This window comes from Undibacterium umbellatum (assembly GCF_014284125.1).
GTDB classification, from domain to species: Bacteria; Pseudomonadota; Gammaproteobacteria; order Burkholderiales; family Burkholderiaceae_D; genus Undibacterium; species Undibacterium umbellatum.
The window spans coordinates 72,477-95,680 of the sequence record NZ_JACOFX010000009.1 but is presented as its reverse complement, the minus strand read 5'-3'; the positions used below and the strand labels follow the sequence as shown (position 1 = coordinate 95,680).

Below are 23,204 nucleotides of genomic sequence, written 5' to 3'. Positions count from 1 at the left end.
TTGCTGGTAAGCTGAACTGACATGATCAAGACTCCATCCCTGCCACAATTCTTCACGCCACGCTTGTTGCAAGTGCTGGGCTTGTTGATGCTGCTGGTGCTGGCAATAGTCTTTCTACATCTGCCGGCAGTACATGTGGTTGATAATAAAATCCTTGACCTGCAGTTCAAGTTTTCCCGTGAATATTTTCCCCAGCAGATAAAGATAGACCCTGTTGTGGTCGGTATAGATGAAGCCTTTCTGGATGAAGTGGACGAACCGCTGAGCTTGAACCACATTCATCTGGCCAAATTTTTAAAGCTCATGAATCAGGCCGGAGCCAAGGTGATCGGCATGGATTTGAGTCTGCCAGAAAAACGCTTTGATACCCTGGTCTCAACACGAAAGGATGCCCAGGATTTTCATAAAACCTTGTTGACTGGAATGCTGGAAACCATACAAACAACGCCCGTCGTGGTCGCCAAGGTATGGGACTTGAAGCACGCACATTTTCGCAACATCCAGCTTGACTATGCCGCAGTGCTGGGGATGCAGGGCGATCAGTTTCAGGCCGTGGCTTCGGCAGAGTTTTGTCGGGATAGCGACCAGCGCATACGCCGTTTCCCAGGGGCTGATTGTCAGCCAGACCGCATGGCTCGCGGCCTGGCGACAGAAATCGCAGCAGCTGCGGGCGTGCGTCAGGACTGGTCTGGCCTCATCAATTATCGCCTGGGCGCACGCTACAACTATGTGCCCTTGCAAGAGGTGTTGAAACTCGCGCAACAAGGCAAAGTGGCCGAATTGCAGCAGCGCTTTGGCGGCAAAGTCGTCTTGCTGGGGGCTACCATGGATGCCACTGACCTGGTGGATTTGCCAGTATCTTTGGCTGCCTGGCTGCCTGTAAATGATCCCAATCCCGGTGTGCTGGCTCATGCGCAGTTATTGCGCAGCATCTTGAACCAGCGACTGTTGCAGCAAGCCAGCATGGTCAGTTTGTTTGTCTTGTCAGGCTTGTTTGCGCTGTTCTGGCTGGGGCGCAGCATACGCATCAAAATGATGGTCTTTGTCATGGCAACCTTGGGTTTGCTCTTGGCTAGCACTATCGCCATGCAATATGATTTCTGGTTACCGCCCACCGCTGTCTTGTTGACGGGTTTGCTGGCTTTTGGGAGTAGCTCAGCCTGGCAAGCCTGGCAGCACTATGTCGACAAGCAGCGCCTGAGCAAGGCATTTTCTGGGCGCGTCAGCCCGGCAGTCATGCAGGAAATAGTTGAAGGGCGGATCGATCAGACTTCGCAAAGCCGCCGTTTGCCCGTCTGTGTCTTGTTTTCTGATATACGCGGTTTCACCACGCTGTGCGAACATGCACAGGCAGAGGATGTGGTCAGTCTCTTGAATCGCTATTTCGCCGTCATGAGTAAAATTGTCCATGATCATGGTGGCACCATCGATAAATTTATTGGTGATGGCTTGATGGCTTTTTTTGGGGCTCCTCAAAAACTGGACAATCCTGCGCAAAATGCCTTCAATGCTTCGCGTGACATGCTGGCCGCGCTCAGCATTTTGAATGAGGAATTGCAGGCAGAAGGCAAGGCTAGTTTGCAGATAGGCATAGGCCTGCACGCCGGGGATGCGGTGATTGGCCAGGTCGGCTCAGCCGAACGACATGAATATACCGCAATTGGTGATACCGTCAACACAGCGGCGAGGATCGAAGGCTTGTGCAAGGATGTAGGGTATCCTGTCGTTTGTTCGGCGACGGTGCTCGCCAGTCTGGCAGAAGCAGATGCCTTGATTGCTCTGGGCGATAAAAATCTCAAGGGCCGCTCTGCCATAGCCGTGTATGGCTGGCAACCTTTGTTGGCATAAAATTTTGGAAGGTAATGAAGATGAAGACAATAATGCGTAGTTGGTTGGCGATATCAATGACGGTGTTTGCGCTTATCAGCGGGCAAGCACATGCACAAGCTGCTCTGGGTATGGTTCTGGATGTGCAGGGAAATGGCAAGATGGAAGTCAATGGGGTCAGCTCTAAATTGCAACTGCTGGCCTACCTGCAACCTAAAATGCAAATCACGCTGGATGCAGGTGCCAAGGCTTCATTGTCCCTGTATGCCACACGTGCGGTATATCAGCTGACTGGGCCTGCTACCGTCACAGTAGAGAAAGATGGTGTCGTCAGTGTACAAGGACAAAAAGCCGTGGTTAAACCCATGGCAGAAAAACTGGTGCGCGCCGCAGAAACCAGCAACGTGATTGCCGGTGCGGTACGCATGCGCCAACTGCCACCACGTATTGTTGCCGTTACGCCAGAAAACAATTCTTTATTGATGGGCAGCCGTCCGGTATTCAACTGGATATCCGCAGAGGCGGCAGAATTTGATATCAGCATCCACGACATGGATGAAAAACTTATTTTCAGCGAAAAAATCAGAGAGAATAACTGGCAGTTGCCAGAGAAAGTGAAGCTGGAAGATGGGGCAACTTACCGCTGGCAAGTCAGCTATGTTTCAGCCAAGGATGGCAAGACCAGTACAGCCAAGGCAGAATTTAAACTGGCCAGCAAGGCAGAGATCGCTACCCTTAACGATCTGAAACCTGCAGACGCTGCGGCAGTGGAAGAGTGGGTCATGTATGCGGCCATGTTGCAAGGCAAGCGCGCCTTCACCGAGGCCAGGCAAGTATGGCAATTGATCGCAAAACAGCGCCCCGACTTGCAAAAAATGTCTGAAACCGCACCCTGAGCTACCATAAAAAAACGCCACTAAGTGGCGTTTTTTTATGCAGCTGTATTCATCCCGGTATCGAGGAAATCGACATGGAAATCCACGATGACCTGGCCAGCAATGCGTTGCACTGAACCGTCCTTGTGCATGCGACTAACGGTTTTATCTTCGCGCGAACGCACATCGATCTGGAATTCAGGGTGATTTTTGGCAAAAGCCTCCTGTATGGTTTCCCGGACTTGCGCCAGCAAAGCTTTTTCAGATGCAGACACGGTATCTATCGCATCCTGAACGTTTTGCTCAGCTACTGCAGCAAGATTTTCTGCATCGCCAAAGAACTGATCTACGGTTTGCCTGAACTCTTTTTGCGTCGTCACGCAATACTGGATTTTTGCAATAGGAAAGAGGCTATGAACAATGCGCGAAGCCATGACGCGTTCAGGGTCGGTCGTCATGACAAGCAGACTGTCTGCATTTTCTTCCAGGATCAGCCAGTGATGGTCTTCGACATAGGCACGCTTGAAGTTTTTCAACGCTTCAGGGCGTGGTCGGTCTTCTTTAAATGGCTGGTATTCACATTCAAAGAAAGTCGCCAGAGAATTACCTATATCAGCAGGGCTGACTTCAAATTCATCAATCAGGATTTCTTCCACATCGACACCCTTGCGGCGGGCTGCACGCGCGGCCAGGCCCAGTTCAGGTATGGACAGTATCGACGATTTGATCAGTGAATCAAACTTGGTATGGATGACCTGCGGTGACATCAGGCGCTGGGCAAAGGCGACAGCCAGGGTATTGCGCAGGTATTTGAAGCCTTCTTCCAGCAATGGCGGGAACTGGCAGTCATTGCGGTTATTAATCAGTTGCAGCACACCCAGCAATTCATTGCTTTGCTCATGAATCAGCGGGCCAACCAGCATATGCTTGGTACGAAAACCGGTACGTTGATCAACACGGCGCAAGAATTCCAGTTTTGGGGAGTGTTTTCTGAGTTCGGCTTCGTCATACACATTCAGAATATTGACGGTCTGTTTGCTCATCGCGACAAAGCCAGCGACGCTTTTCTCTGAAATAGGCAGGGCAAAATCCTTGAATGAGGTCAAGCCAGTCTTGACCTTGGATTCTATGGCATTTTTCTTGTAATTGACTGAGTATAGAGTGAGGCGCTCACAATCAAACAGTTCACAAATGCTTTGTGATAAATCAAGCATGATCTGCTCGATATTACTGGTTGAATGAATGGCATTCGTGATGGTTTGCAGATTCTTGAAGAAATGTAAGCGAGCATGCACGTCCTCTTTATCATAGACATCATACTGATCTTGCTGGATACGGCGTACAAAACTCATAAATATGCTTTCATCGATGGATTTTCAATCCCAGCTATTTTGCCACAGACAGGCCGTGTCGTCATTGCGACACTGATAAGCTTCAGCGCGTTTTTTGTAAAAGTCTGTTGTTAATAATTGGCTTGGTGGAAAGTATGGAGATCTTATGGTTTTCTTCTCAATAAAGGGAGCGTTCCTTGCTCCCTTTGCTTGATTTTTAGTTACCAGATGGTGATACGCTTTTCTGGCGCGACATACATCTTGTCACCTTCCTTGACACCAAAGGCAGAATAGAATTCTGGCAGATTCACCAGCGGGCCATTACCACGGAACATGGAGGGTGAATGTGGGTCAGTATTCACTCTGAGTATGGTTTCGCCGTCGCGTGACTTGCCACGCCAGACTTGTGCCCAACCCATGAAGACGCGCTGGTTGCCAGTGTAGCCATCAATCACGGGAGCAGGTTTGCCGCCCAGTGAAATCTGATAGGCCTTGTAGGCAATCGATAAGCCTGAATTGTCAGCAATATTCTCACCCAGGGTCAGCGCGCCGTTAACTTTGTAGCCAGGTAGCGGGCTATAGGCATTGTATTGGGCGATCATGGCTGCCGTCAGTTTACCAAAATTGGCCTTGTCATCCTTGGTCCACCAGTCACGCAAATTACCGTCGCCATCTGACTGGCTGCCAGAATCATCAAAACCATGGCTGATTTCATGCCCTATGACGGCACCTATGCCACCATAATTGACGGCGTCATCGGCTGCCACATTAAAGAAAGGTGGCTGCAATATCGCTGCCGGGAAGACAATTTCATTCTGGCGTGAATTGTAATAAGCGTTCACGGTTTGCGGACTCATGCCCCAGTCAGTGCGGCTGACAGGCTTGCCCAGTTTTGCCAACTGACGCTGATATTCATGCTCGCGGCCACGTATGATATTGCCGACCAGATCATCCTTGGCGATGTCCAGCTTGCTATAGTCACGCCATTTATCCGGGTAACCTATCTTGGGATTGAATTTGGCCAGTTTTGCCAGCGCTTCTTTCTTGGTTTCAGGGCTCATCCAGCTCAGGGTTTCTATACTTTGCTTATAGGCCAACATCAAATTGTTGACCATGGTTTGCATGCGCGCCTTGTTCTCAGGAGGGAAGTATTTTTCTACATACAATTGCCCCAGTGCTTCTGACAGGGCTTCTTCCACACGGCCGACGCCGCGCTTCCAGCGTACCTGGTTAGCAGGGACGCTGCGCAAGGTCTTGCTGGAAAATTCAAAATCCTGATCGACGAAACGCTGGCTGAGGAAAGGCGCGTAGGCATTCAGGGTTTGCCATTTCAGGTAAGTCTTCCAGTTATCGAGCGGCGTGGCGGCGATGATCTTGCCCAGGCCGCTGAAAAATTCAGGCTGACGCACGATGACATAATCCATTTTGCCTGCCATGCCATTGGCGCTGAAATAGGCGGCCCAGTCAAAGCCAGGTAGTAATTGCTCAAGCTGTTTCAGGTCTGCCTTGTTATAGGTTTTGACTGGGTTACGGTTTTCTACCTTGGTCCACTGCACCTTGGCAATCTCGGTTTCGAGCGCCATGATGGCTGCGGCCCCCTGTTCAGGCTTGGCCTGCCCACTCATGCCCAGCATTTTTTCCAGATGCTTGAGATAGGCTTCGCGGAAACCCTGCAACTTGGCATCATCCTGCTTCAGATAATAGTCACGGTCTGGCATGGTCAGGCCATTCTGGTTCAGATATACCGCGTACCGGCTAGAGTCACGCGCATCCTGATTAATGCCGATCGCAACGGGCATGTTCACGCCCAGTTTACTGAGTTCTGCCATCAAGGTGGGCAGTTTTGCCTTGTCTGTGAGTGCATCAATGCGGGCGAAATGGCCTTGCAATGGCTTGATATCAAGTGCATTTGCACGAGCCTCATCCATGAAGCTATTGAACAGATCAGCAATTTTTTTCTGGTTTGAACCAGCGGCGAGCTGCTTATTCGCAGCCAGGGTCTGGATGATGTCATAAGACCTTTGCTCAGAGAGATCACGCAACTGGTCAAATGAACCAAAACGGCCACGGTCCGCCGGTATCTCAGCAGTTGCCAGCCACTTGCCGGACATATGCAGGTAAAAATCATCCTGAGGTCTGACGGACTTGTCTATCCACTGCAAGTCTATGCCAGATTGCAGTTTGTGCGCAGCGACCGTGCTGTCAGTTCCAGAACTTGCATTTTGTGCAAGGGCGGGTGTTGCCAGCATATTTGTAAACAGGCTGGCAAGAGCGAGAGAAATCAGGGTACGTGACATGGTATGTCCTGGCTATGAAGCTTGTTGAGAGGAAAGAGTGGTAGATGCTTGAATTTCTCTAAAGTTCAGAGAATTTAGAGAAACTTATGCTGCAGAACGGCAAAAGTGAGGTTGACAGCAATATTTGTGTTCACCCTTATTTATTGGGCCAGGCTTTTTCGGTAAACAATAAATCCTGACCTGTCTGCTACCTGGCTATACAGTTTTTGCGCCGTCTCATTGGTTTCATGCGTTTGCCAATACACCACGGTAGAACCAGCCAGCTTTGCCTGTTCATATACCGCCTCTATCAAGGCGCGGCCTACCCCTTGACCACGCACATCCGGGCTGGTGAATAAATCATTCAAATAACAACTGGCTTCAATGCGGCTGGTAGTCCTGTGGTACAGATAGTGTGCCAGCCCGACCAGGCGGCCATCCAACTCAGCCACCAGGGCATGCACCGGTTCATAGCCATCAAAAAACCTGCTCCATGTCCTGAGTGTGACTGCTTCTGGCAAGGCATTTGGGCCTGTACGTTCATAGAACTGGTTATAGCCTTCCCACAAGACGGACCAGTTGGCGAAATCTTCTTTGGTGACGGCACGGACCGCGACTTTACTCATTTCTTTTCCTTATGATTTGATTTTTATTCAGATTCAAACAATTGCTGCTCCATGACATCCGCCAGCGCGTGCGAGGCAGGGTCCTGCTTTTCACGTAAACCATCCACCATATTCACTCTGTCTTGCGTGCTTTTGTTCTGGCTGGTTTTCCATTTTCCGCTGATGCGGCGTACCGGGATTTCTATGCCAACGATCATGTCCATCATTCTGTCTACATATTCTGCTGGGGCATCGCTGACTTTCCAGGGTTGGTCGAACTTCCGCTCAAAATTGTCACTGAGATCGCTAAGCAGGCGCAAAAATTCTTGTCTGTCTTCGACGATGCGCATGGGGCCATGCGCATGCACGACTGCATAGTTATAGGTCGGCACGACAGAACCACTGCGCTGCTTTTCTTCATACCAGCGCGGGCTGATATAAGCTTGCGCACCCTGGAAAATCAATAGCGCATCCTGACTGGAAGCTGCACTTTGCCAGACCGGGTTATTGCGGGCGACATGACAACGCAAGACGCCATGCGGTGCCTCTGCCGTTGGTGCTGAGATGAGGAAGGGAATGTGATTCGCCTCCAGTTCGCCATCCTGCAAGCTGACCAGTGCAGCCAGTGGGTGCGCCTGTATCAGGGCATGCAAGACTTCAATACGTTCTTCAGAAAAATGACTGGGCATGTACATGGGCTACTCGATTTCTATGATGACTTCGGCATTAATGGAATTGGCGATATAACAGTGTTCATGCGCCATATGATGCAATTCTTCACGTTCCTGCAAGCCTGGTTGCTTGTCTCCACCGTAGTTCTCCTGCGGACGCAGATGGATGCAGGTAATGGCGGTCTTCCCTTGGGGATTTTTTTCCATGACGCCTATCGCCAGGTCGCGATATTGGTCTAGCACATAGCCACGTTTGGCAACAAAGGATAAATAGAACAGCATGTGACAAGAAGCTAGCGCGGCGACCAGCGCTTCTTCCGGATCAACATTTTTTTCTACCGACATGGGTACAGGGACGGATAAGGGGGATGAAGACGCTGGCACCACCAGGCCGCCATCAAATTCCCATGCATGCGCACGGCTATAGCGATTGTCGCTAAATACCTGTTCGCCACGGTCCCATAAAATTGTTGCCTGGTATTGATGCATTTGTTACTCCTATGCGGTGAATTTGCGTTAATCTTATTCCTGGTATTGGTTATTGAAAAGTACCAATTTTATTAAAAATAAGAATGCCAATTTGGTGTAAGCATGCATATTTCTCAGATGATTGCCGGTATTGTTCTCGATAGAAAAAGTGAGCTGCCCTTGTACCGGCAGTTGTATGCCGAAATACGAAGAGCCATTTTGGTAGGCCAGATGCTGCCTGGTATGCAGCTCCCACCCAGCCGGGAGTTTTGTCAGGTGCTGAGTATTTCCCGGCAAACGGTCTTGAATGCCTATGACCAATTACTGGCAGAAGGTTATTTGCGTGGGTCAGTAGGGCAGGGTACTTTTGTGAATGAAGACTTACCTGCTATTGCCGAACGTAGCAAAGCACAGCTTACCAATCTGCCTGCGACACAGGTGATGGGCAGGATTTCAAAACGCGGACTTCAGCATATAGACCCCCGCGGCAGCACGCGCTTTCATCAGGGCAGTGTAAGAGCATTCAGGGTCAGCATGCCTGACCTGGATCTATTTCCTTTCGATATCTGGGCGAGGCTGGAAGCACGCCATTGTCGTCACCCAAAAGGACAACTAGGCTATGGCGATCCTGCTGGTCACCAGGCTTTGCGTGAGCTACTGGCGGTTTACTTGAAGGCGGCGCGTGGTGTGAACTGTGCGCCAGAACAAATCCTCATCACATCTGGCTCGCAACAGGCCTTGTATTTACTGAGTACCATGTTGCTGGACCCGGGTGAGAAGGCAGTCGTTGAACACCCGTGCTATCGTGGCACGACGGCTGCTTTGCATGCCGCGCAAGCCGATATTTGCGCCGTACCTGTCGATGATGAAGGCATGGATGTTGCGTATGCAGCGATGCATTATCCCGATGCGAAAGTCGCTTTCGTCACACCATCGCACCAAATGCCATTGGGTATGACCATGAGCCTGCAAAGGCGCATGGCCTTGCTCGAATGGGCACAGGCAAATGCAGTATGGATAGTCGAAGATGACTATGACAGTGAATATCGTTTTGGCAGCTCACCGCTGGCATCCTTGCAAAGTCTGGATACACATCAAAGCGTCATTTATGTCGGCACTTTGTCCAAGGTACTGTTTCCTGGCCTGCGGCTCGGCTATCTGGTTTTGCCAGAAAAATTGCTGGAGCCCATGATACAGGCCAAGGCTGTCATCGATAAACACACCAGCATCATGCCGCAAATGACGCTAGCCGACTTTATTGCAGAAGGCCATTTCGGCAGGCATATCAAGCGTACCAGAAAAGTATATGCCGAACGCCAGGCATGCCTGGTGAGCTGTCTGGAAAAAGAATTGGGAGATGAATTGCTTTGTGGTGCGCAAGATGGCGGGCTTGATCTGGCTGTGCATTTTAAAATGGCTTTTGATGAAGAGCAGATCATAGAAGCCGGGCAAGAAATTGGACTGGAGTTGCGTGGCTTGGGGCACTACGCTGATGTGCCCGGGAAAACAAACAGACCGGCCGAAAGTCATGGCGGCCTGTTACTTGGTTTTGCTTCACTGACTTGTGCTGAGATAGAGCACAGCGTCAGCAAGCTCGCTACGCTCTTCAAAGTCACTGCTTTGTGATCAGGCAGCGATCATCTGCATGACAGCACCAGAATTGGCATGACGATTGATCACACTGATGATGGCGCGCATGGTGGCCGTTGCTGCATCGTCTGCAATGCCTGCGCCATGCTGGCTACTACCATCATTGACGCGTGCTTCGATGATGCTGATGTACTGTGAACGAGCATGCTGTGTCACTTGCTGCTCTTGCTTGTCAATGATCCTGACTTGGTAGCCAAGTACTTGGCAGGCATTGATCTGTGCTTCAACAATACCATGACCTGTACCCTGGATAGCTTGTGGCTGTCCGTGGTGCAGCAGATCGACATGCAAGGATACTTGTGCCGGATCAGATGGTGATGTCCTGTGATGCAGGACAGGGTTTGCATGATGAGCTTGATAATTGATGGGTGTTGCTGGCGCGAGATAGCTGTCGCTGAAAATCTGGTATATCTGCTGTGCTGTCATTTCTTTGCCGCTATCATCGGCTACTGCCTGGACGACGCGGCTGAATTCAATTTGCATGCGCCTTGGCATGCTGATGCCATATTCCTGCTCTAGCAAGAAAGCCATGCCACCCTTGCCAGACTGGCTGTTCACGCGTATCACAGCGTCATAACTGCGACCAAGATCAGCCGGGTCTATCGGTAAATAAGGCACTTCCCAGATAGCGTTTTTTTGTTGCTGAGCGAAGCCTTTTTTAATCGCATCCTGGTGTGAGCCCGAGAACGCGGTGAACACCAGATCGCCCACATAAGGGTGGCGTGGATGCACAGGCAATTGATTACATTCTTCCACGCACTGCCTGACGCTATCGATGTCAGAAAAATCGAGGCCGGGATCAACACCCTGGGTGTACAAATTCAAGGCAAGTGTGACGAGATCAACATTGCCAGTGCGTTCGCCATTTCCAAACAAACAGCCTTCAACCCTGTCAGCACCGGCCATGACAGCAAGCTCTGCGGCGGCGACTGCCGTGCCCCTGTCATTGTGTGGATGTACGCTGAGGATGATGGCATCGCGTTGCGCAAGATTCCTGTTCATCCATTCGATCTGGTCGGCATACACATTTGGCGTCGCGCATTCGACCGTGGTCGGCAAGTTGATGATCATCTTGCGTTCAACGGTAGGCTGCCAGATGGCGGCAACGGCGTCACAGACTTCCTTGGAAAAATCCAGCTCAGCCATGCTGAAGGTTTCTGGTGAATATTCAAATACCCATTCGGTCTCAGGCATGGCATCTGTGAGTTGCTTGATGAGGCGTGTACCTTCAGTGGCAATCTGTTTGACTTCTTCGCGCGATTTTCCAAAGACGATGCGACGGAAAGCCGGTGCTATCGGATTGTACAAATGCACGATCGCACGCTTGGCACCGCGCACAGAATCTATAGTGCGGCGTATCAGGTCTTCGCGTGATTGCGTCAATACTTCTATCGTCACGTCATCCGGTATGCGTTGCTCTTCTATGAGTTTACGCACAAAGGCAAAATCAGTTTCTGATGCAGAAGGGAATGCGACTTCAATTTCTTTGAGGCCTATCTTCACCAGCATTTCAAAGAATCTGAGTTTTTTCTTTGCATCCATAGGTTCTATCAGCGCCTGGTTACCATCGCGCAGATCCGTGCTCATCCATATCGGCGCTTTGGTGATGCTGCGGCTGGGCCATTGCCTGTCGTGCAAAGCGATAGTGGGGAATGGTTGATATTTTTTAGCTGGATTACTCATCATGATGTTCTTTTCCTTGGGCTGGCACAGTGCCTCAGCAAGGCGCTGATATTTTCAATTTGTTGAATGGATGGTGATGTGGCGGCGCTAAGCTAACCGGCTGCCACAGAGATACGCGAGGCCGGTCAACCGATCAGTAGTCGTAGCGCTAGTAGATCGTGACTACGTTGCAGCGCAGACTGTGGGCGGGCAAAGTCAGACATGACGCTGATAGCGTCTGCTGAATTCTTTGCTGATGTGCCTGATGGTGTCATGCTGTTTTTCCTGATGTCAGGAAGCCTGTGCTGGGTACGGCTGGGATATAAAGGTAATTTTTGATACTGGAGTTTCAGGCCGGCAGGTATGCCGCTTAAAACTGGACAAGACGCAACTTATAGTAGCGAGCTTGCTAGAGATGGTAGTAGAACTAGGGATGCTGGCACAGTCATCAGCGCTGCTTGCAGCTTGGCGCTGTCAGCAGTTTTTCTTGCAGATGTCGATGTCAAAAAAGAGTTCATATAAAGACTGTAAGAGAAATTGCCGGTATTCGTCAAGCGAAATTTTCCTCATCGTAAAGAATATTCAAAATTCAGCGGTAAGCATTGATCAGTTTTTGCCAGATAGGGTCATTGACAGCATTCCTCAAAATGACATTGATCTGCTGTTGGACCTTGGGCATGTTTAAGGGAACCAGAATTTGTCTGTCATACTGGTCATGCGGTTTTTTCGAGATGTAAAACTGATCTTTCAAGTCAGGATGATTCTTCATTTCATAATCGTAGTTGGAGCGACTGACGATGGCCGCATCTATGCGACCTGCCATCAGTTTGCGAAAACTGTGCTCTTCACTACTGGCATCGTCGCGTTGAATTTTTCCTTCCGCGATGAGTTCATTGATACCGTAATAGTAATAGCCCAGCACCAGCCCTATGCGCAGGCCAGTCATCGACTTTGCACCTGTGAACTCGAAAGGATGATTTTTTGATGAGACGACATCGTCGATATCGTTCATGACCGGCAGGGTCCACAGGAATTTTTGTTCTTCCTTGTCGTTAAACCAGACCGGGTTGACACCAATCACCAGACCATCCAGATTACCGGAGTTGACCAGCAGGTCAAGACGGCGGCGTGGTAGATAAATGAGTTCGAAGCGATATGCTGTGTTTTGTTTATTCAGATAGCTCAGCATATCGTTATACAGGCCCCGACCTGTGACTTGATCGAGTATCAAAGGCTGCTTCAGATGGTAGCTATACACTTTCACCATCTCGACAGCACCAGAATTCTGCCAGCACAGGCAAAACATGAGTAACAATGCTGAGCAGATTTTATGCATAGTCGCGGTCTTGTTCCTATAGACGGATACGCGAAAAATACGATGAAGTGCGTATTCCCAATATGCTTAGGAGTTTATATGAATTTGACAAAGGAAATAGTTAAATCTGGCAGGGCCTATTTTTTATTAAATTTATAAGAAAATGTTAATAAAAGGAGGCCGCCAATAATCATGGGGAAAGACAGCATCTGCCCTGCCGAAATTGTCGCGCCAAGAATATTGACTTCATAATCCGGGGTGCGGAAATATTCAGTGAAGAAGCGGGCGCAGCCGTACAGGGTTACGTATAAGGCACCCACGGCCAGCCTCGGCCTGGCTTTGGACGCGAATATCCACAATATGATGAATGCCAACAGACCATCGACCAATGCCTGGTAAATTGGTGAAGGATGGACAGGGTGGTCGATACCCGGCCAGATCATCGCCCATGGCAGGTCTGCTGATGCGATGCGGCCTGGTAACTCATGGTTGATAAAGTTCCCAAGGCGACCAGCTGCATACCCTAGCGGTACCAGGGGAGCGATGAAGTCATACACATCCGCAAGATGAAATTTGGCTTTGCGTGCCCATAAGAACATGGCGATCAGTACGCCGATGAAACCACCGTGAAAGGACATGCCGCCTTTCCAGACAGCCAATATTTCCAGCGGATGCTCCATATAATATGAAAAACCGTAGAAAAATACCTCGCCCAGGCGGCCTCCAATGATGACTCCAAGCACGCCGAAAAACAGCATATCGTCGATGTGTTCACTCGTCCATCCTTGCGCTGCAATATGTGGTTGCCTGATCCTGATACGACCAAGTGCAATAAACTGGGCAAAGGCGATCAGGTACATGATGCCATACCAGTGCACAGAGACAGGGCCAAGATGGAAGGCAACGGGATCAGGATTTGGATGAGTCAGCATAGATGAATGGATGGTTAAACAGATGGGCAAAGGCGGCCAGTACGGCGGAATGATTATCCTTGCGCCATGCCAGGCCAATTTCTACGGTGGCACTTGCATCTGGCAAATCAAAATACAGCACGCCAGGACGCTGCAAGTTTGAGACGGATTGTGGCACAAGTGCGATACCCATGCCAGCCGATACCAAGCCAACGATGGTTTGCATCTGTATGGCTTCCTGGCCTATGGCTGGAGTCAGCCCCGCAGCATGGAAGCAACCCAGGATGGCATCATGCAAGGCGGGGGCGATTTTACGTGGGAACAGTATCAGTGGCAAGTCTGCACAATCCATCAAACGCAATTGCTGGCGTCCCATGGACTGGCTTTCTGGGACTGCCAGTATCAGTGGTTCTGACAATACTTTTTGATAGTTGAGCAAGCCCTGCAGTTTTTCTGGAATGGGGGGGATTAAAAAACCTGCGTCAATTTCACTGTTTTCCAGCGCCAGCAACTGCACATCGCTGGTCGCTTCGCGCAAATCTATATGTACATCGGTATGGTGACGACGAAACTCCCTGAGTGCAGGCGGCAGGATGCTGTAGTCGGCGATGGAAACAAAGGCCAGCGACAAATGTCCGCAGGCACCACTTGCTGCTCTTTGTGCGAGTTCTGGCAGTGCCTGGGCTTGAAGGAGTAGTCGCCGTACTTCTGGCAAGAGTGCCAAGCCAGCGGAGGACAATGAGATATTGCGCGTGTTGCGGATAAACAGTTCGGCCCCTAGAATGGCTTCCAGGGCTTGTATGGCCTGCGAGAGTGGGGGTTGGGTCATGTGCAGCCGCGCCGCAGCACGGCCAAAATGCATTTCTTCTGCAACCGCCAGGAAATAGCGCAATTGGCGCAATTCCAGATTTCTTATTTCAGGTAATGACATCTGGGACTATAGCCCTGGTGAATCATTGTCGGCAAATATTGCTTTCATCGTCATTAGCGTCGTTTTGTCGTCTTGTCAAAAGTGCGCTTTACCCTTTCTTTCTGGATTTTCTCAAAATGCGCATGGTCTTTACGCTTATCCAGTCCAAGCATGCGCTCAAGGAATTCAAACCAGACAAATGCCGCTCCCGCTGCACCGATAATCCACCACCAGGACATGCTGGCGAATATCCATACATCTCCTACTTTTAATAGCAGCACAATAAATAGAGGTACGATGATAAACATAAGATGCTTTCTTTTTCAGGAAGGAACAGTCCTGGACTAATTTTACTGCAGGTCAACCCCGGCAGGTAGATAAACGTTAAAATCTACAAAAGGCGGTAAAATGCTTGCAGTTTTTAACCTGGAGAAAGCAATGAAATATTCTTTGTTGGTAGGTGCTGTGTTGGCAGTGATGGTTTCAGGCTCTGCAATGGCTAATGCAGATTTGGCTAAAGCCAAGAACTGCATGGGTTGCCATGCGGTAGATAACAAGGTCCTGGGGCCTTCTTATAAAGATGTGGCGAAGAAATACGCAAATGATAAAACGGCAGAAGCCAAGCTCGCACAAAAAGTGATCAAAGGTGGTACCGGTGTTTGGGGTGCAATTCCCATGCCTGCGAATGCCCAGGTGTCTGAAGCTGAGGCAAAAACCTTGGTGAAATGGATTTTGAGCTTGAAATAAGCTCTAAATGAAGTTGCCTTGAGCTGCATCAAACAAAAAAAAACCTGACAAATGTCAGGTTTTTTTATTCGCAAGAGCTGTTTTCATCAAAATTGCCAGCTTGGCTGGCAATTTTGATATGTTAACTATTACTTAACAACTTGCAGCAGTTCGCGTTTGCCGCCTTTGTATGTGTACAAAGTCAGAGTACCATCTTTGATGTCGCCTTTGTCATCAAATGCGATATCGCCTGTAACACCTTTGTATTTGATTTTTTTCAGTTCTGGCAGGTATTTTGCTGGTTCTGCAGATTTCGCTGCTTTCATCGCTTCAACCATGACCATGACTGAATCATAAACATACGGTGCATAGATTTGTACATCTATACCGAATTTCTTCTTGTATGCAGCTTTCCAGTCATCATTGATTTTCTTCTGAGCATCCAGAACACCGCCTGCCTCAGCACAAACTACCTGGCCTTCGCCAATGCCGTTGTCAGCCAGTTTAACCAAGTCAGCTGTACAGATACCATCGCCGCCCATGAACTTGGCTGTAATGCCCAGCGCTTTCATTTGACGCAGCATAGGACCGGCAACCGCATCCATACCACCGAAGAAAATAACGTCTGGGTTTTTAGCTTTGATTGTGGTCAGGATGGCGCTGAAATCTGTGGATTTGTCAGTTGTATGTTCTTGCACGACAACTTCTGCACCCTTGCCTTTGGCACCTTTGATAAACTCAGCAGCTACGCCTTCACCGTAGGCTGTTTTGTCATCAATAACAGCGACTTTTTTCGCTTTGTTGATTTGTACAGCGAAGCGGCCCAGTGTGCCACCCAGTTGACCGTCATTGGCCACTACACGGAACGCGCCTTTGAAGCCTTGTTGTGTATATTTAGGATTAGTTGCAGATGGGGAGATTTGAACGATACCAGCATCATTGTAGATTTTGGAAGCCGGGATGGTTGTACCGGAGTTCAAGTGACCGATAACGCCGTTTACTTTCGCGTCAACCAGTTTTTGTGCTACGGTTGTGCCTTGTTTTGGATCGGCACCGTCATCTTCAGCCAGCAATTCGAATTTGGCTTTCTTGCCGCCGATCATCACGCCTTTGGCGTTCAGTTCTTCGATCGCCATTTTGGCGCCGTTTTCATTGTCTTTACCCAAGTGGGCGATCGCGCCGGAAATAGGGCCAACGTGACCAATTTTTACTACCAGATCTTGAGCTGCCGCAGCACCAGCGAAAGCGAAAGCAATTGCGCCAGCCAGTGGAATCATTTTAGTTTTGAACGACATGAACATACTCCTAAGGGATTAAAAAGTAGGATAACAATACTGCATCTCTGACTTATTCAGATAACTGAACAGCAAGAAGGTACAACAGAAAAAATATTTCGCAAAGCTATTTTGTGTGGTTTTTTCTCAAAACAGACGTTTTTTATATGCCCCAATATCGCACTCTTGATAAGCTTGATCGCAAGCTTTTGAACCTCCTTCAAAAAGACAATCAAACCCCGACCAGGGTACTGGCGGACAAGCTGCACATTTCCCAGCCTACCTGCCTGCGCCGCATACGTGAATTGCGCGAAGCGGGGGTCATTAGCGCAGAAGTGGCAATGGTCGACAGCTTTGCCCTTGGCTATGGCATGCTGGCTTTTCTGGAGGTATCGCTGATCAATCAGTCGGACGAATTCATGCGTGAATTTGAAGCGCGCATGAACAAGGAGGCCGAGGTCATGCAGTGCTATTTTGTGTCTGGGGAGTATGACTATTTTCTGGTCGTCCATATCATTGACATGGATGCCTACTACCAGTTTGTGCGGCGCGCCATATCCGGCTCTGGCAATGTAAGACATTTCCATTCCCGTTTCCCCATGAAGCGTGCCAAATTTACGACACGCATTGCGTTTGATGAAAAAGCCGAAGAGTTACCTGTACGTATCAAAGGCAAATGACTCAGCCTGTTTATCCTTAAACGCAGAGCTGGGGAAATGGATGACAAAAAAAACGCAAGTTGGTGCAGATAGAAATTCCATCTGGCAACTTGCGTGAGGGGAAACGGGTTTTTACCCTTGCGGGACAAGGGTTTTTAGCTGGAGATGCAGCTGCTTTTATTTTTTGCGTCTGCTTGTATTGAACTGAAAGGTGCTGTATCAGGCAGGCAAAAGTAAATTTTTGTTCGTTTTGCGTTCCATACCGGTAAATGCAAAATCCACGGCGGGTTGCAGACCTGAGACGATGTCTGCAATAGCGCGGCCCGAGCCAGCTCCCATGGTCCAGCCCAATGTACCGTGTCCAGTATTGAGGTAAAGATTGCTGATGCGGGATTTACCTATATATGGCACGTTGGACGGTGTCAGTGGACGCAAACCTGTCCAGTACACGGGATTTTCATAGTCACAGGCGCCTGGGAACAACTCGCGGGTGCGTCTGGTGATGGCTTCGCAACGGGCAGTATTCAGTTCTCGGCCATAGCCATTGATTTCACAAGTGCCAGCCACCCTAAGGCGGTCACCCAGGCGCGACACTACCAGCTTATAGCCATCGTCAGTCAAGGAGACGACAGGTGCCAGTTCCGGATTGGTGATTTGATACGTCGCTGAGTATCCTTTCCCGGGATAAATCATCAAGGAGATGCCCAGAGGTTTCAGTAAAGTTTGAGAGTGGCTTCCCATCGCCACAACAAAGGCATCTGCCCGCAAGGTTTTGTGTCGTCCAGCCGCATCGATGATTTCTACGGCGGTAATTTTGGCGCTGGCACCCGTACCTTCAGACAGAAGACGCGTGACCGTCGTGTTGAACTGGAATTGCACGCCTGCTGCGGCTGCCATGTCGGCCAGGCCTGTGGTGAATTGATAGACATCGCCCGATTCATCGGTTTCTGTGTAATCGCCGCCGACGATTTTATCGCGTATGCTTGCCAGTGCAGGTTCTCTGCGTACCACTTCATCTGCATCGATAGAATCGCGTGGACAACCCAGGTCGCGCATGAGTTTTGCCGCAGGCAGGGAAATATCAAATTCTCTTTGATCAGTATAAAAGTGCAGTATGCCTTTACTGAGGCTGTCATATTGTATGCCGGTTTCTTCCCGCAAACTGCGTAGCGTCAGGCGGCTATATTCGGAAATGGCAACGATCTGACGGATATTTTCTGCGGTGCGGCCAGGCGTGCATTCCCGCAGGAAATTCAAGCCCCATACCCATTGCAACCACTCGGCACGCGGACGAAACAACAGCGGCGCATCCTCTTTCCCCAGCCATTTCAAGACTTTCATCGGAGCCGATGGATTGGCCCATGGCTCGGCATGGGAGACAGATATCTGGCCGCCGTTGGCAAAACTGGTTTCTTGCGCGGCACCGGGCTGGCGATCAATGACGATGACCTCATGACCCTGTTTTTTTAAAAACCATGCGGAGGACGTGCCGACGATGCCGGAACCGAGAACAATGACTTTCATGGGGTAAATCTCCTGTGTCTCATCTTATGTGCGATGAAGGAGATTGTAGAAATACTTTGCTTGCGCAGGTAATCAGAAATGCATTCAGTATTTTTATTTTTAAACGAAAATTTGTTCTTTATGTTTAAAAATAAAAATATTATTAATTATTTTGATTATTTAGGTGTTTTTACCTTGGTGATTTCCTGAGTAACGGCACGCGTGATTACTTCTTCCAGGGTTTTGTGCAAACCTGAACGTATTTCAGTTGATAAATTTGCCACTGCAATTTGCAAGACATCTGCAAGATTGTCACGAATCCGGTGTTCCAGCACAAAGTCGATGCGCGTCAACACCTGGCGCAAGACGTTCTCTCTCAGGCTTTGTTCCAGTGCCTGCCAGTCTTCTTCTGTTTTTCCAGGATAGTTATTGCTGGCAGTTTCTTTTTCAATTGATGGAGATGCATTTGTGCTTGCGATTTCCATTGTAGCCGCAGGCTTGGTGGAGGCCAGCAGTTCTTCCGGCTTGATGACTTCAGTCAATACTGGAATGCTGGCATCTATTTGATTATTCATTTTATTTCGCCACGGAGTGGGTAAGGGTATAGCCTTGCTGCTGATAGAGGCGATAGCGTTCACGCCCGGCCAGTTTGTCCGCGTCATCGGCAGAAATCACTTCTATCATGCGTTGAAACTGGCTTAAATTGGCAGGTGCTGCCGCCGTCAGATTGATCAGCAATTCATAGTGTGGGCAAGTGGCATGCTCGTCGTGACTGAGGATAATGGGAGTCATGGCTGACAGTGGATCAGTCAGCATGACGTGGGGCAAAAAATCAGCTTCAGTCAGCGTCCACAAGCTGTCATCGAGCTTTTGCAGATAGGCGCGATCATGGTGGTATACCACCATTTTGCAATTGGCGGCATAAGCCTTGCGTATGAGGCGGCAAGTGTAGTTGAACTTGTCCACCACGTTGCTATGAAAATCGATGCGTGTCATGCCGGATCAAAATTGGAAACCAGTATCTGGTTTCTTTGTTGCTGGCTGAGCAGGCCTGGCCGGTTCTGCCTTGGGTGCAGGAGGCGGAGGTGGTGGTGAAGCCGGTTCTGCTTGTGGGTAACGATAATCCTTGGGTAGTTTGTTGCTGGAAGGATAGCCTGCCTTGGAGATCGCATCTTTCCATTCATCCGCGCTATAACCGCGAAACTTCACATTGGCAATAACCAGCAAAGGCATTTGCGTATCGCCGCTGACTTGCTTGAGCTTTTCCTGATCTGCAGCCGTATTGACTGTTTTTTCTGAAAATGGCACGCCCGCAGCTTTCAACATATTACGCCCGTCATTGCATGGCGAACAGCCAGTTGCTGTGTATAGTGTCACAGGATTTTTAGCGACGACGATTGCAAGTTCAGGCGGGAAATTATTACTCTCGGCGATGCCTGGCAGATTCTTCTTTTCTACCTGTTTCTGGTTGGCTGGCGGCTGGTCACTATAGGTGACTTTGCCATCTGGTCCGACGGATTTATATAATTGTGCCTGCGCTGTCGCCACCATGAAGAAGCTGGAAAACAAGCTACAGATCAGGACCTTTTTATTGGATGTCATCATTTTCTCCTAAAGACTCAGGCACTCATGCCATTGTGACGCAACAAGGCATCAATATTGGGTTCACGACCACGGAAAGCCTTGAACGAAGCCAGGGCAGGGCGGGAACCGCCGGCTTCCAGGACTTCAGTTTGAAATTTTTCACCTACAGCACGTGACAGGGTGCTACCTGATTCACTTGCATGTTCTTCAAAGGCGGCATAGGCGTCGGCTGATAAAACTTCTGCCCACTTATAACTATAATAGCCAGCCGCATAGCCACCAGAAAAGATATGGCTGAAAGAGTGCTGGAAACGATTGAATTCCGGCGGCTGCATGACAGCAACCTGAGCGCGTACTTCATTGACGATGTCTTGCACGCTTTGCTTGCCATTCGGTTCAAAGGCATCATGCAGGCGCATGTCGAACAGAGAAAATTCAACCTGGCGTAGCATTTGCAGTCCAGACTGGAAATTTTTTGCAGCGATCATTTTGTCGTAGAGTGCACGTGGCAGGGCTGCACCGGTATCAACATGGGCAGTCATGTGCTGCAGCACATCCCATTCCCAGCAAAAATTTTCCATGAATTGCGAAGGCAATTCAACAGCATCCCATTCAACACCGGAAAGGCCGGATACAGACAGATCATCCACCTTTGTCAGCAAGTGGTGCAGACCATGACCAAATTCATGGAACAGAGTAATCACCTCGTCATGGCTGAACAGGGCAGGTTTTTCTACACCATTCATGGTGACGGGGGCACTGAAATTGCAGACCAGGTAGGCAACAGGCGTTTGCACACCTTGCGTCGTCAATCTGCGACCGCGCGCATCATTCATCCAGGCGCCACCACTTTTGCCATTGCGGGCATACAGGTCGAGATAAAACTGACCGACCAGTGAGCCATTTTTCTCAATCCGGTAAAACTTCACATCCTTGTGCCATGTGCCTGCTTGATCAGGTTTGATGTCAACAGCAAACAAGGTCTGTATGACGCGGAACAGGCCATCAATGACCTTGTGTTCCGGGAAGTATTCTTTGACTTCCTGTTCAGAAAAAGCATAACGCTGCTGGCGCAATTTTTCAGAAGCAAAAGCAGTATCCCAGGCCTGCATATCACTGATGCCCAGTTCTTCGGCAGCAAAGGTGCGCAATTCTGCCAGATCTTTTTCTGCAAAAGGGCGGGCGCGTTGTGCTAGATCTTCGAGGAATTGATTGACTAAGGCTGGTGACTCGGCCATTTTGGTGACCAGGGACACTTCAGCGTAATTCTTGTATCCCAGCAAGGATGATTCTTCTTTACGCAGGCGCAGCAGTTCCGCCATGATGTCACTATTATCCCACTCCGGTTTGATGCCAAGTTCAGATGCCCTGGTGGCGTAGGCGCGATAAATCGTTTCGCGAATCTGACGATTTTCGGCGTATTGCAGCAAGGGGAAATAAGATGGAAATTGCAGGGTGAATTTAAAGCCAGGCTTGCTATCCGCTTCCGCTGCAGTTTTTGCCGCTTGTATTACATCTTCAGGCAAGCCTATTAAATCAGTGGCGTTTTCGATGAACAGGCTAAAGCCATTTGTTGTATCAAGCAGGTTTTCCGAAAATTTAGTCGACAAGGCAGCGTGTTTTTCCTGAATTTCCGCATAGCGGAGCTTTTTGTCCTCAGCCAGTTCAGCACCACTGAGGCGGAAACCTCGTATCTCGTTCTGAATAATAGTTTTTCTGGCTTGAGGCAGGTTGCTGAAATCAGGAGACTGTTGCAAGGATTTATAGCCTGCAAACAAGTTTAGATTTTGCCCCACCTCTGTCGAGAATTCAGTAATTGCCGGCTGATTTTCATTGTAGGCCGCGCGCATTTCAGGTGTGTCGACAACTGAGTGTAAATGACTGACGATACTCCAGGCACGGTTTAATTTTTCACCAGCATCTTCCAGCGGCTCTACAAACTTGTCCCATGTTACCGGGCCAGTGTTTTTTTCAAGTTCAGCTATGACAGCACGATTTTCCTCCAGCAGGGCCGCTATGGCAGGGCCAACATGCTCGGCGCGGATATCGGCAAAACGTGGCAAATCGCTAAAGTCCAGCAGAGGATTATCTTGAGTCATATTAAATTCTTTCGGCAGCTTCTATGGTGTTGACCAGTAACATGGTGATGGTCATGGGACCAACACCGCCTGGTACAGGCGTAATATAACCCGCAACTTCTTTACTTGGCAGATAATCAACGTCACCGCACAGTTTGCCTTCATCATCGCGGTTCATGCCTACGTCGATGACGACAGCGCCTGGCTTGATCATGTCTGCCGTGACGATATTGCGCTTGCCTGTCGCCACTACCAGAATGTCGGCATTGCGGGTATGTGCTGCCAGGTCGCGGGTCTTGGAGTTACAGATGGTGACAGTAGCACCCGCTTGCAAGAGCAACATGGCTTGCGGCTTGCCAACGATATTCGAGGCTCCGACTACCACGGCATTCGCCCCACGTACCGGATAATCGATCGATTCCAGCATTTTCATGACGCCGTAAGGCGTGCAGGGGCGGAACAGAGGCTGGCCTGTCATCAAGAGACCGGCGTTGCTAATATGAAAGCCATCCACATCTTTTTCTGCCGCAATCGCTTCGATGACCTTGTTGGCATTGATGTGCGCGGGCAAGGGCAGTTGTACCAGGATGCCATTGATTTTTTGATCATTGTTCAGGCGGGCAATGTGTTCAAGCAAGGCCTGCTCAGTCAAATCTGCATCATATTTTTCCAAAACCGAGTAGAAACCACAGTCTTCACAAGCCTTTACCTTGTTGCGCACATACACCTGTGAGGCCGGATTTTCACCAACCAGGATGACTGCCAGGCCAGGTTGTTTGCCTTGGGCTGTTAGTGTAGCCGCGCGTTGAGTGACATCGGCACGAATTTGTAGGGAGAGCTCGGTTCCACTGATAATTTGGGCAGTCATATAGGGCTTTG

Annotated in this window: 22 protein-coding genes; 5 read left to right on the top strand and 17 right to left on the bottom strand. The window is 49.5% G+C overall.

Annotated features, from left to right (window positions below):
- The first annotated feature begins 21 nt into the window (after positions 1–21).
- Positions 22–1,848: a CHASE2 domain-containing protein gene (locus tag H8L47_RS17120; RefSeq protein ID WP_186954808.1), complete on the top strand. Its 1,827-nt coding sequence runs from the start codon at positions 22–24 to the stop codon at positions 1,846–1,848.
- A 20-nt stretch (positions 1,849–1,868) separates the two neighbouring features.
- On the top strand, positions 1,869–2,723 hold the full coding sequence (locus H8L47_RS17115) for a hypothetical protein (protein WP_186954807.1): 855 nt from the start codon (positions 1,869–1,871) through the stop codon (positions 2,721–2,723).
- A 35-nt stretch (positions 2,724–2,758) separates the two neighbouring features.
- Here the strand turns inward: H8L47_RS17115 and H8L47_RS17110 are convergent, their stop codons facing one another.
- The 5 genes from H8L47_RS17110 to H8L47_RS17090 all read right to left on the bottom strand — a co-directional run bounded on the left by H8L47_RS17110 (position 2,759) and on the right by H8L47_RS17090 (position 8,074).
- The gene (locus H8L47_RS17110) at positions 2,759–4,054 is read right to left on the bottom strand and encodes a GspE/PulE/PilB domain-containing protein (protein WP_186954806.1); all 1,296 of its coding nucleotides are present in this window, start codon (positions 4,052–4,054) and stop codon (positions 2,759–2,761) included.
- 200 nt (positions 4,055–4,254) lie between these two features.
- Positions 4,255–6,330: a M13 family metallopeptidase gene (locus tag H8L47_RS17105; RefSeq protein WP_186954805.1), complete on the bottom strand. Its 2,076-nt coding sequence runs from the start codon at positions 6,328–6,330 to the stop codon at positions 4,255–4,257.
- Between the two features lie 140 nt (positions 6,331–6,470).
- On the bottom strand, positions 6,471–6,935 hold the full coding sequence (locus H8L47_RS17100) for a GNAT family N-acetyltransferase (protein ID WP_186954804.1): 465 nt from the start codon (positions 6,933–6,935) through the stop codon (positions 6,471–6,473).
- 23 nt (positions 6,936–6,958) lie between these two features.
- Positions 6,959–7,609: an FMN-binding negative transcriptional regulator gene (locus H8L47_RS17095; RefSeq protein ID WP_186954803.1), complete on the bottom strand. Its 651-nt coding sequence runs from the start codon at positions 7,607–7,609 to the stop codon at positions 6,959–6,961.
- A gap of 3 nt (positions 7,610–7,612) precedes the next feature.
- The gene (locus H8L47_RS17090; protein WP_186954802.1) at positions 7,613–8,074 is read right to left on the bottom strand and encodes an OsmC family protein; all 462 of its coding nucleotides are present in this window, start codon (positions 8,072–8,074) and stop codon (positions 7,613–7,615) included.
- A gap of 102 nt (positions 8,075–8,176) precedes the next feature.
- Here H8L47_RS17090 and pdxR point away from each other — a divergent pair, with 102 nt between their 5' ends.
- The gene (gene pdxR / locus H8L47_RS17085; protein WP_186954801.1) at positions 8,177–9,679 is read left to right on the top strand and encodes a MocR-like pyridoxine biosynthesis transcription factor PdxR; all 1,503 of its coding nucleotides are present in this window, start codon (positions 8,177–8,179) and stop codon (positions 9,677–9,679) included.
- Here pdxR and leuA read toward each other — a convergent pair whose 3' ends face one another.
- The 5 genes from leuA to H8L47_RS17060 all read right to left on the bottom strand — a co-directional run bounded on the left by leuA (position 9,680) and on the right by H8L47_RS17060 (position 14,809).
- A complete protein-coding gene (gene leuA, locus H8L47_RS17080; protein ID WP_186954892.1) occupies positions 9,680–11,392 on the bottom strand; it encodes a 2-isopropylmalate synthase in 1,713 nt (570 codons plus the stop codon).
- Between the two features lie 562 nt (positions 11,393–11,954).
- Positions 11,955–12,701: a substrate-binding periplasmic protein gene (locus H8L47_RS17075; protein WP_186954800.1), complete on the bottom strand. Its 747-nt coding sequence runs from the start codon at positions 12,699–12,701 to the stop codon at positions 11,955–11,957.
- A gap of 116 nt (positions 12,702–12,817) precedes the next feature.
- The gene (gene lgt / locus H8L47_RS17070) at positions 12,818–13,612 is read right to left on the bottom strand and encodes a prolipoprotein diacylglyceryl transferase (RefSeq protein ID WP_186954799.1); all 795 of its coding nucleotides are present in this window, start codon (positions 13,610–13,612) and stop codon (positions 12,818–12,820) included.
- Positions 13,590–14,522, bottom strand: coding sequence for a LysR family transcriptional regulator (locus H8L47_RS17065; RefSeq protein WP_186954798.1), 933 nt, complete (start codon positions 14,520–14,522; stop codon positions 13,590–13,592). Before H8L47_RS17065 ends, lgt begins: the two co-directional genes overlap by 23 nt.
- 53 nt (positions 14,523–14,575) lie before the next feature.
- Positions 14,576–14,809, bottom strand: a complete 234-nt coding sequence (locus H8L47_RS17060; RefSeq protein WP_186954797.1) for a TIGR04438 family Trp-rich protein — start codon at positions 14,807–14,809, stop codon at positions 14,576–14,578.
- A 130-nt stretch (positions 14,810–14,939) separates the two neighbouring features.
- Here H8L47_RS17060 and H8L47_RS17055 point away from each other — a divergent pair, with 130 nt between their 5' ends.
- Complete coding sequence (locus H8L47_RS17055) at positions 14,940–15,248, top strand: c-type cytochrome (RefSeq protein WP_186954796.1); 309 nt, start codon at positions 14,940–14,942, stop codon at positions 15,246–15,248.
- A gap of 128 nt (positions 15,249–15,376) precedes the next feature.
- On the opposite strand, the gene H8L47_RS17050 is transcribed toward H8L47_RS17055, so the two are convergent.
- Positions 15,377–16,522, bottom strand: a complete 1,146-nt coding sequence (locus H8L47_RS17050; protein ID WP_186954795.1) for a branched-chain amino acid ABC transporter substrate-binding protein — start codon at positions 16,520–16,522, stop codon at positions 15,377–15,379.
- 146 nt (positions 16,523–16,668) lie between these two features.
- Between H8L47_RS17050 and H8L47_RS17045 the strand changes: the two genes are divergently transcribed.
- A complete protein-coding gene (locus H8L47_RS17045; protein ID WP_186954794.1) occupies positions 16,669–17,181 on the top strand; it encodes an Lrp/AsnC family transcriptional regulator in 513 nt (170 codons plus the stop codon).
- A gap of 198 nt (positions 17,182–17,379) precedes the next feature.
- Here the strand turns inward: H8L47_RS17045 and H8L47_RS17040 are convergent, their stop codons facing one another.
- The 6 genes from H8L47_RS17040 to folD form a co-directional block, all read right to left on the bottom strand.
- Complete coding sequence (locus H8L47_RS17040) at positions 17,380–18,684, bottom strand: D-amino acid dehydrogenase (protein ID WP_186954793.1); 1,305 nt, start codon at positions 18,682–18,684, stop codon at positions 17,380–17,382.
- 155 nt (positions 18,685–18,839) lie between these two features.
- On the bottom strand, positions 18,840–19,238 hold the full coding sequence (locus H8L47_RS17035; RefSeq protein WP_186954792.1) for a hypothetical protein: 399 nt from the start codon (positions 19,236–19,238) through the stop codon (positions 18,840–18,842).
- Between the two features lies 1 nt (position 19,239).
- Positions 19,240–19,659: a DNA polymerase III subunit chi gene (locus H8L47_RS17030; protein ID WP_186954791.1), complete on the bottom strand. Its 420-nt coding sequence runs from the start codon at positions 19,657–19,659 to the stop codon at positions 19,240–19,242.
- Positions 19,660–19,665: 6 nt separating this feature from the next.
- Positions 19,666–20,265 (bottom strand): glutaredoxin family protein, encoded by a 600-nt coding sequence (locus tag H8L47_RS17025; RefSeq protein WP_186954790.1) that lies wholly within the window; start codon positions 20,263–20,265, stop codon positions 19,666–19,668.
- 17 nt (positions 20,266–20,282) lie between these two features.
- A complete protein-coding gene (locus tag H8L47_RS17020) occupies positions 20,283–22,346 on the bottom strand; it encodes a M3 family metallopeptidase (RefSeq protein ID WP_186954789.1) in 2,064 nt (687 codons plus the stop codon).
- Between the two features lies 1 nt (position 22,347).
- Positions 22,348–23,193 carry a bifunctional methylenetetrahydrofolate dehydrogenase/methenyltetrahydrofolate cyclohydrolase FolD gene (folD, locus tag H8L47_RS17015; protein ID WP_186954788.1) on the bottom strand — a complete coding sequence of 282 codons (846 nt, stop codon included), beginning with the start codon at positions 23,191–23,193 and terminating at the stop codon, positions 22,348–22,350.
- Positions 23,194–23,204: the final 11 nt, after the last annotated feature.

Coding starts and splice junctions, on each gene's coding strand:
- H8L47_RS17075 (WP_186954800.1), bottom strand. CDS start 12,701: ATGCATAAAATCTGCTCAGCATTGTTACTCATGTTTTGCCTGTGCTGG.
- H8L47_RS17045 (WP_186954794.1), top strand. CDS start 16,669: ATGCCCCAATATCGCACTCTTGATAAGCTTGATCGCAAGCTTTTGAAC.
- H8L47_RS17035 (WP_186954792.1), bottom strand. CDS start 19,238: ATGAATAATCAAATAGATGCCAGCATTCCAGTATTGACTGAAGTCATC.
- H8L47_RS17105 (WP_186954805.1), bottom strand. CDS start 6,330: ATGTCACGTACCCTGATTTCTCTCGCTCTTGCCAGCCTGTTTACAAAT.
- H8L47_RS17030 (WP_186954791.1), bottom strand. CDS start 19,659: ATGACACGCATCGATTTTCATAGCAACGTGGTGGACAAGTTCAACTAC.
- H8L47_RS17025 (WP_186954790.1), bottom strand. CDS start 20,265: ATGACATCCAATAAAAAGGTCCTGATCTGTAGCTTGTTTTCCAGCTTC.
- H8L47_RS17020 (WP_186954789.1), bottom strand. CDS start 22,346: ATGACTCAAGATAATCCTCTGCTGGACTTTAGCGATTTGCCACGTTTT.
- H8L47_RS17060 (WP_186954797.1), bottom strand. CDS start 14,809: ATGTTTATCATCGTACCTCTATTTATTGTGCTGCTATTAAAAGTAGGA.
- H8L47_RS17095 (WP_186954803.1), bottom strand. CDS start 7,609: ATGTACATGCCCAGTCATTTTTCTGAAGAACGTATTGAAGTCTTGCAT.
- H8L47_RS17090 (WP_186954802.1), bottom strand. CDS start 8,074: ATGCATCAATACCAGGCAACAATTTTATGGGACCGTGGCGAACAGGTA.
- H8L47_RS17065 (WP_186954798.1), bottom strand. CDS start 14,522: ATGTCATTACCTGAAATAAGAAATCTGGAATTGCGCCAATTGCGCTAT.
- H8L47_RS17110 (WP_186954806.1), bottom strand. CDS start 4,054: ATGAGTTTTGTACGCCGTATCCAGCAAGATCAGTATGATGTCTATGAT.
- H8L47_RS17040 (WP_186954793.1), bottom strand. CDS start 18,684: ATGAAAGTCATTGTTCTCGGTTCCGGCATCGTCGGCACGTCCTCCGCA.
- H8L47_RS17115 (WP_186954807.1), top strand. CDS start 1,869: ATGAAGACAATAATGCGTAGTTGGTTGGCGATATCAATGACGGTGTTT.
- H8L47_RS17055 (WP_186954796.1), top strand. CDS start 14,940: ATGAAATATTCTTTGTTGGTAGGTGCTGTGTTGGCAGTGATGGTTTCA.
- H8L47_RS17050 (WP_186954795.1), bottom strand. CDS start 16,522: ATGTCGTTCAAAACTAAAATGATTCCACTGGCTGGCGCAATTGCTTTC.
- folD (WP_186954788.1), bottom strand. CDS start 23,193: ATGACTGCCCAAATTATCAGTGGAACCGAGCTCTCCCTACAAATTCGT.
- lgt (WP_186954799.1), bottom strand. CDS start 13,612: ATGCTGACTCATCCAAATCCTGATCCCGTTGCCTTCCATCTTGGCCCT.
- pdxR (WP_186954801.1), top strand. CDS start 8,177: ATGCATATTTCTCAGATGATTGCCGGTATTGTTCTCGATAGAAAAAGT.
- H8L47_RS17120 (WP_186954808.1), top strand. CDS start 22: ATGATCAAGACTCCATCCCTGCCACAATTCTTCACGCCACGCTTGTTG.
- H8L47_RS17100 (WP_186954804.1), bottom strand. CDS start 6,935: ATGAGTAAAGTCGCGGTCCGTGCCGTCACCAAAGAAGATTTCGCCAAC.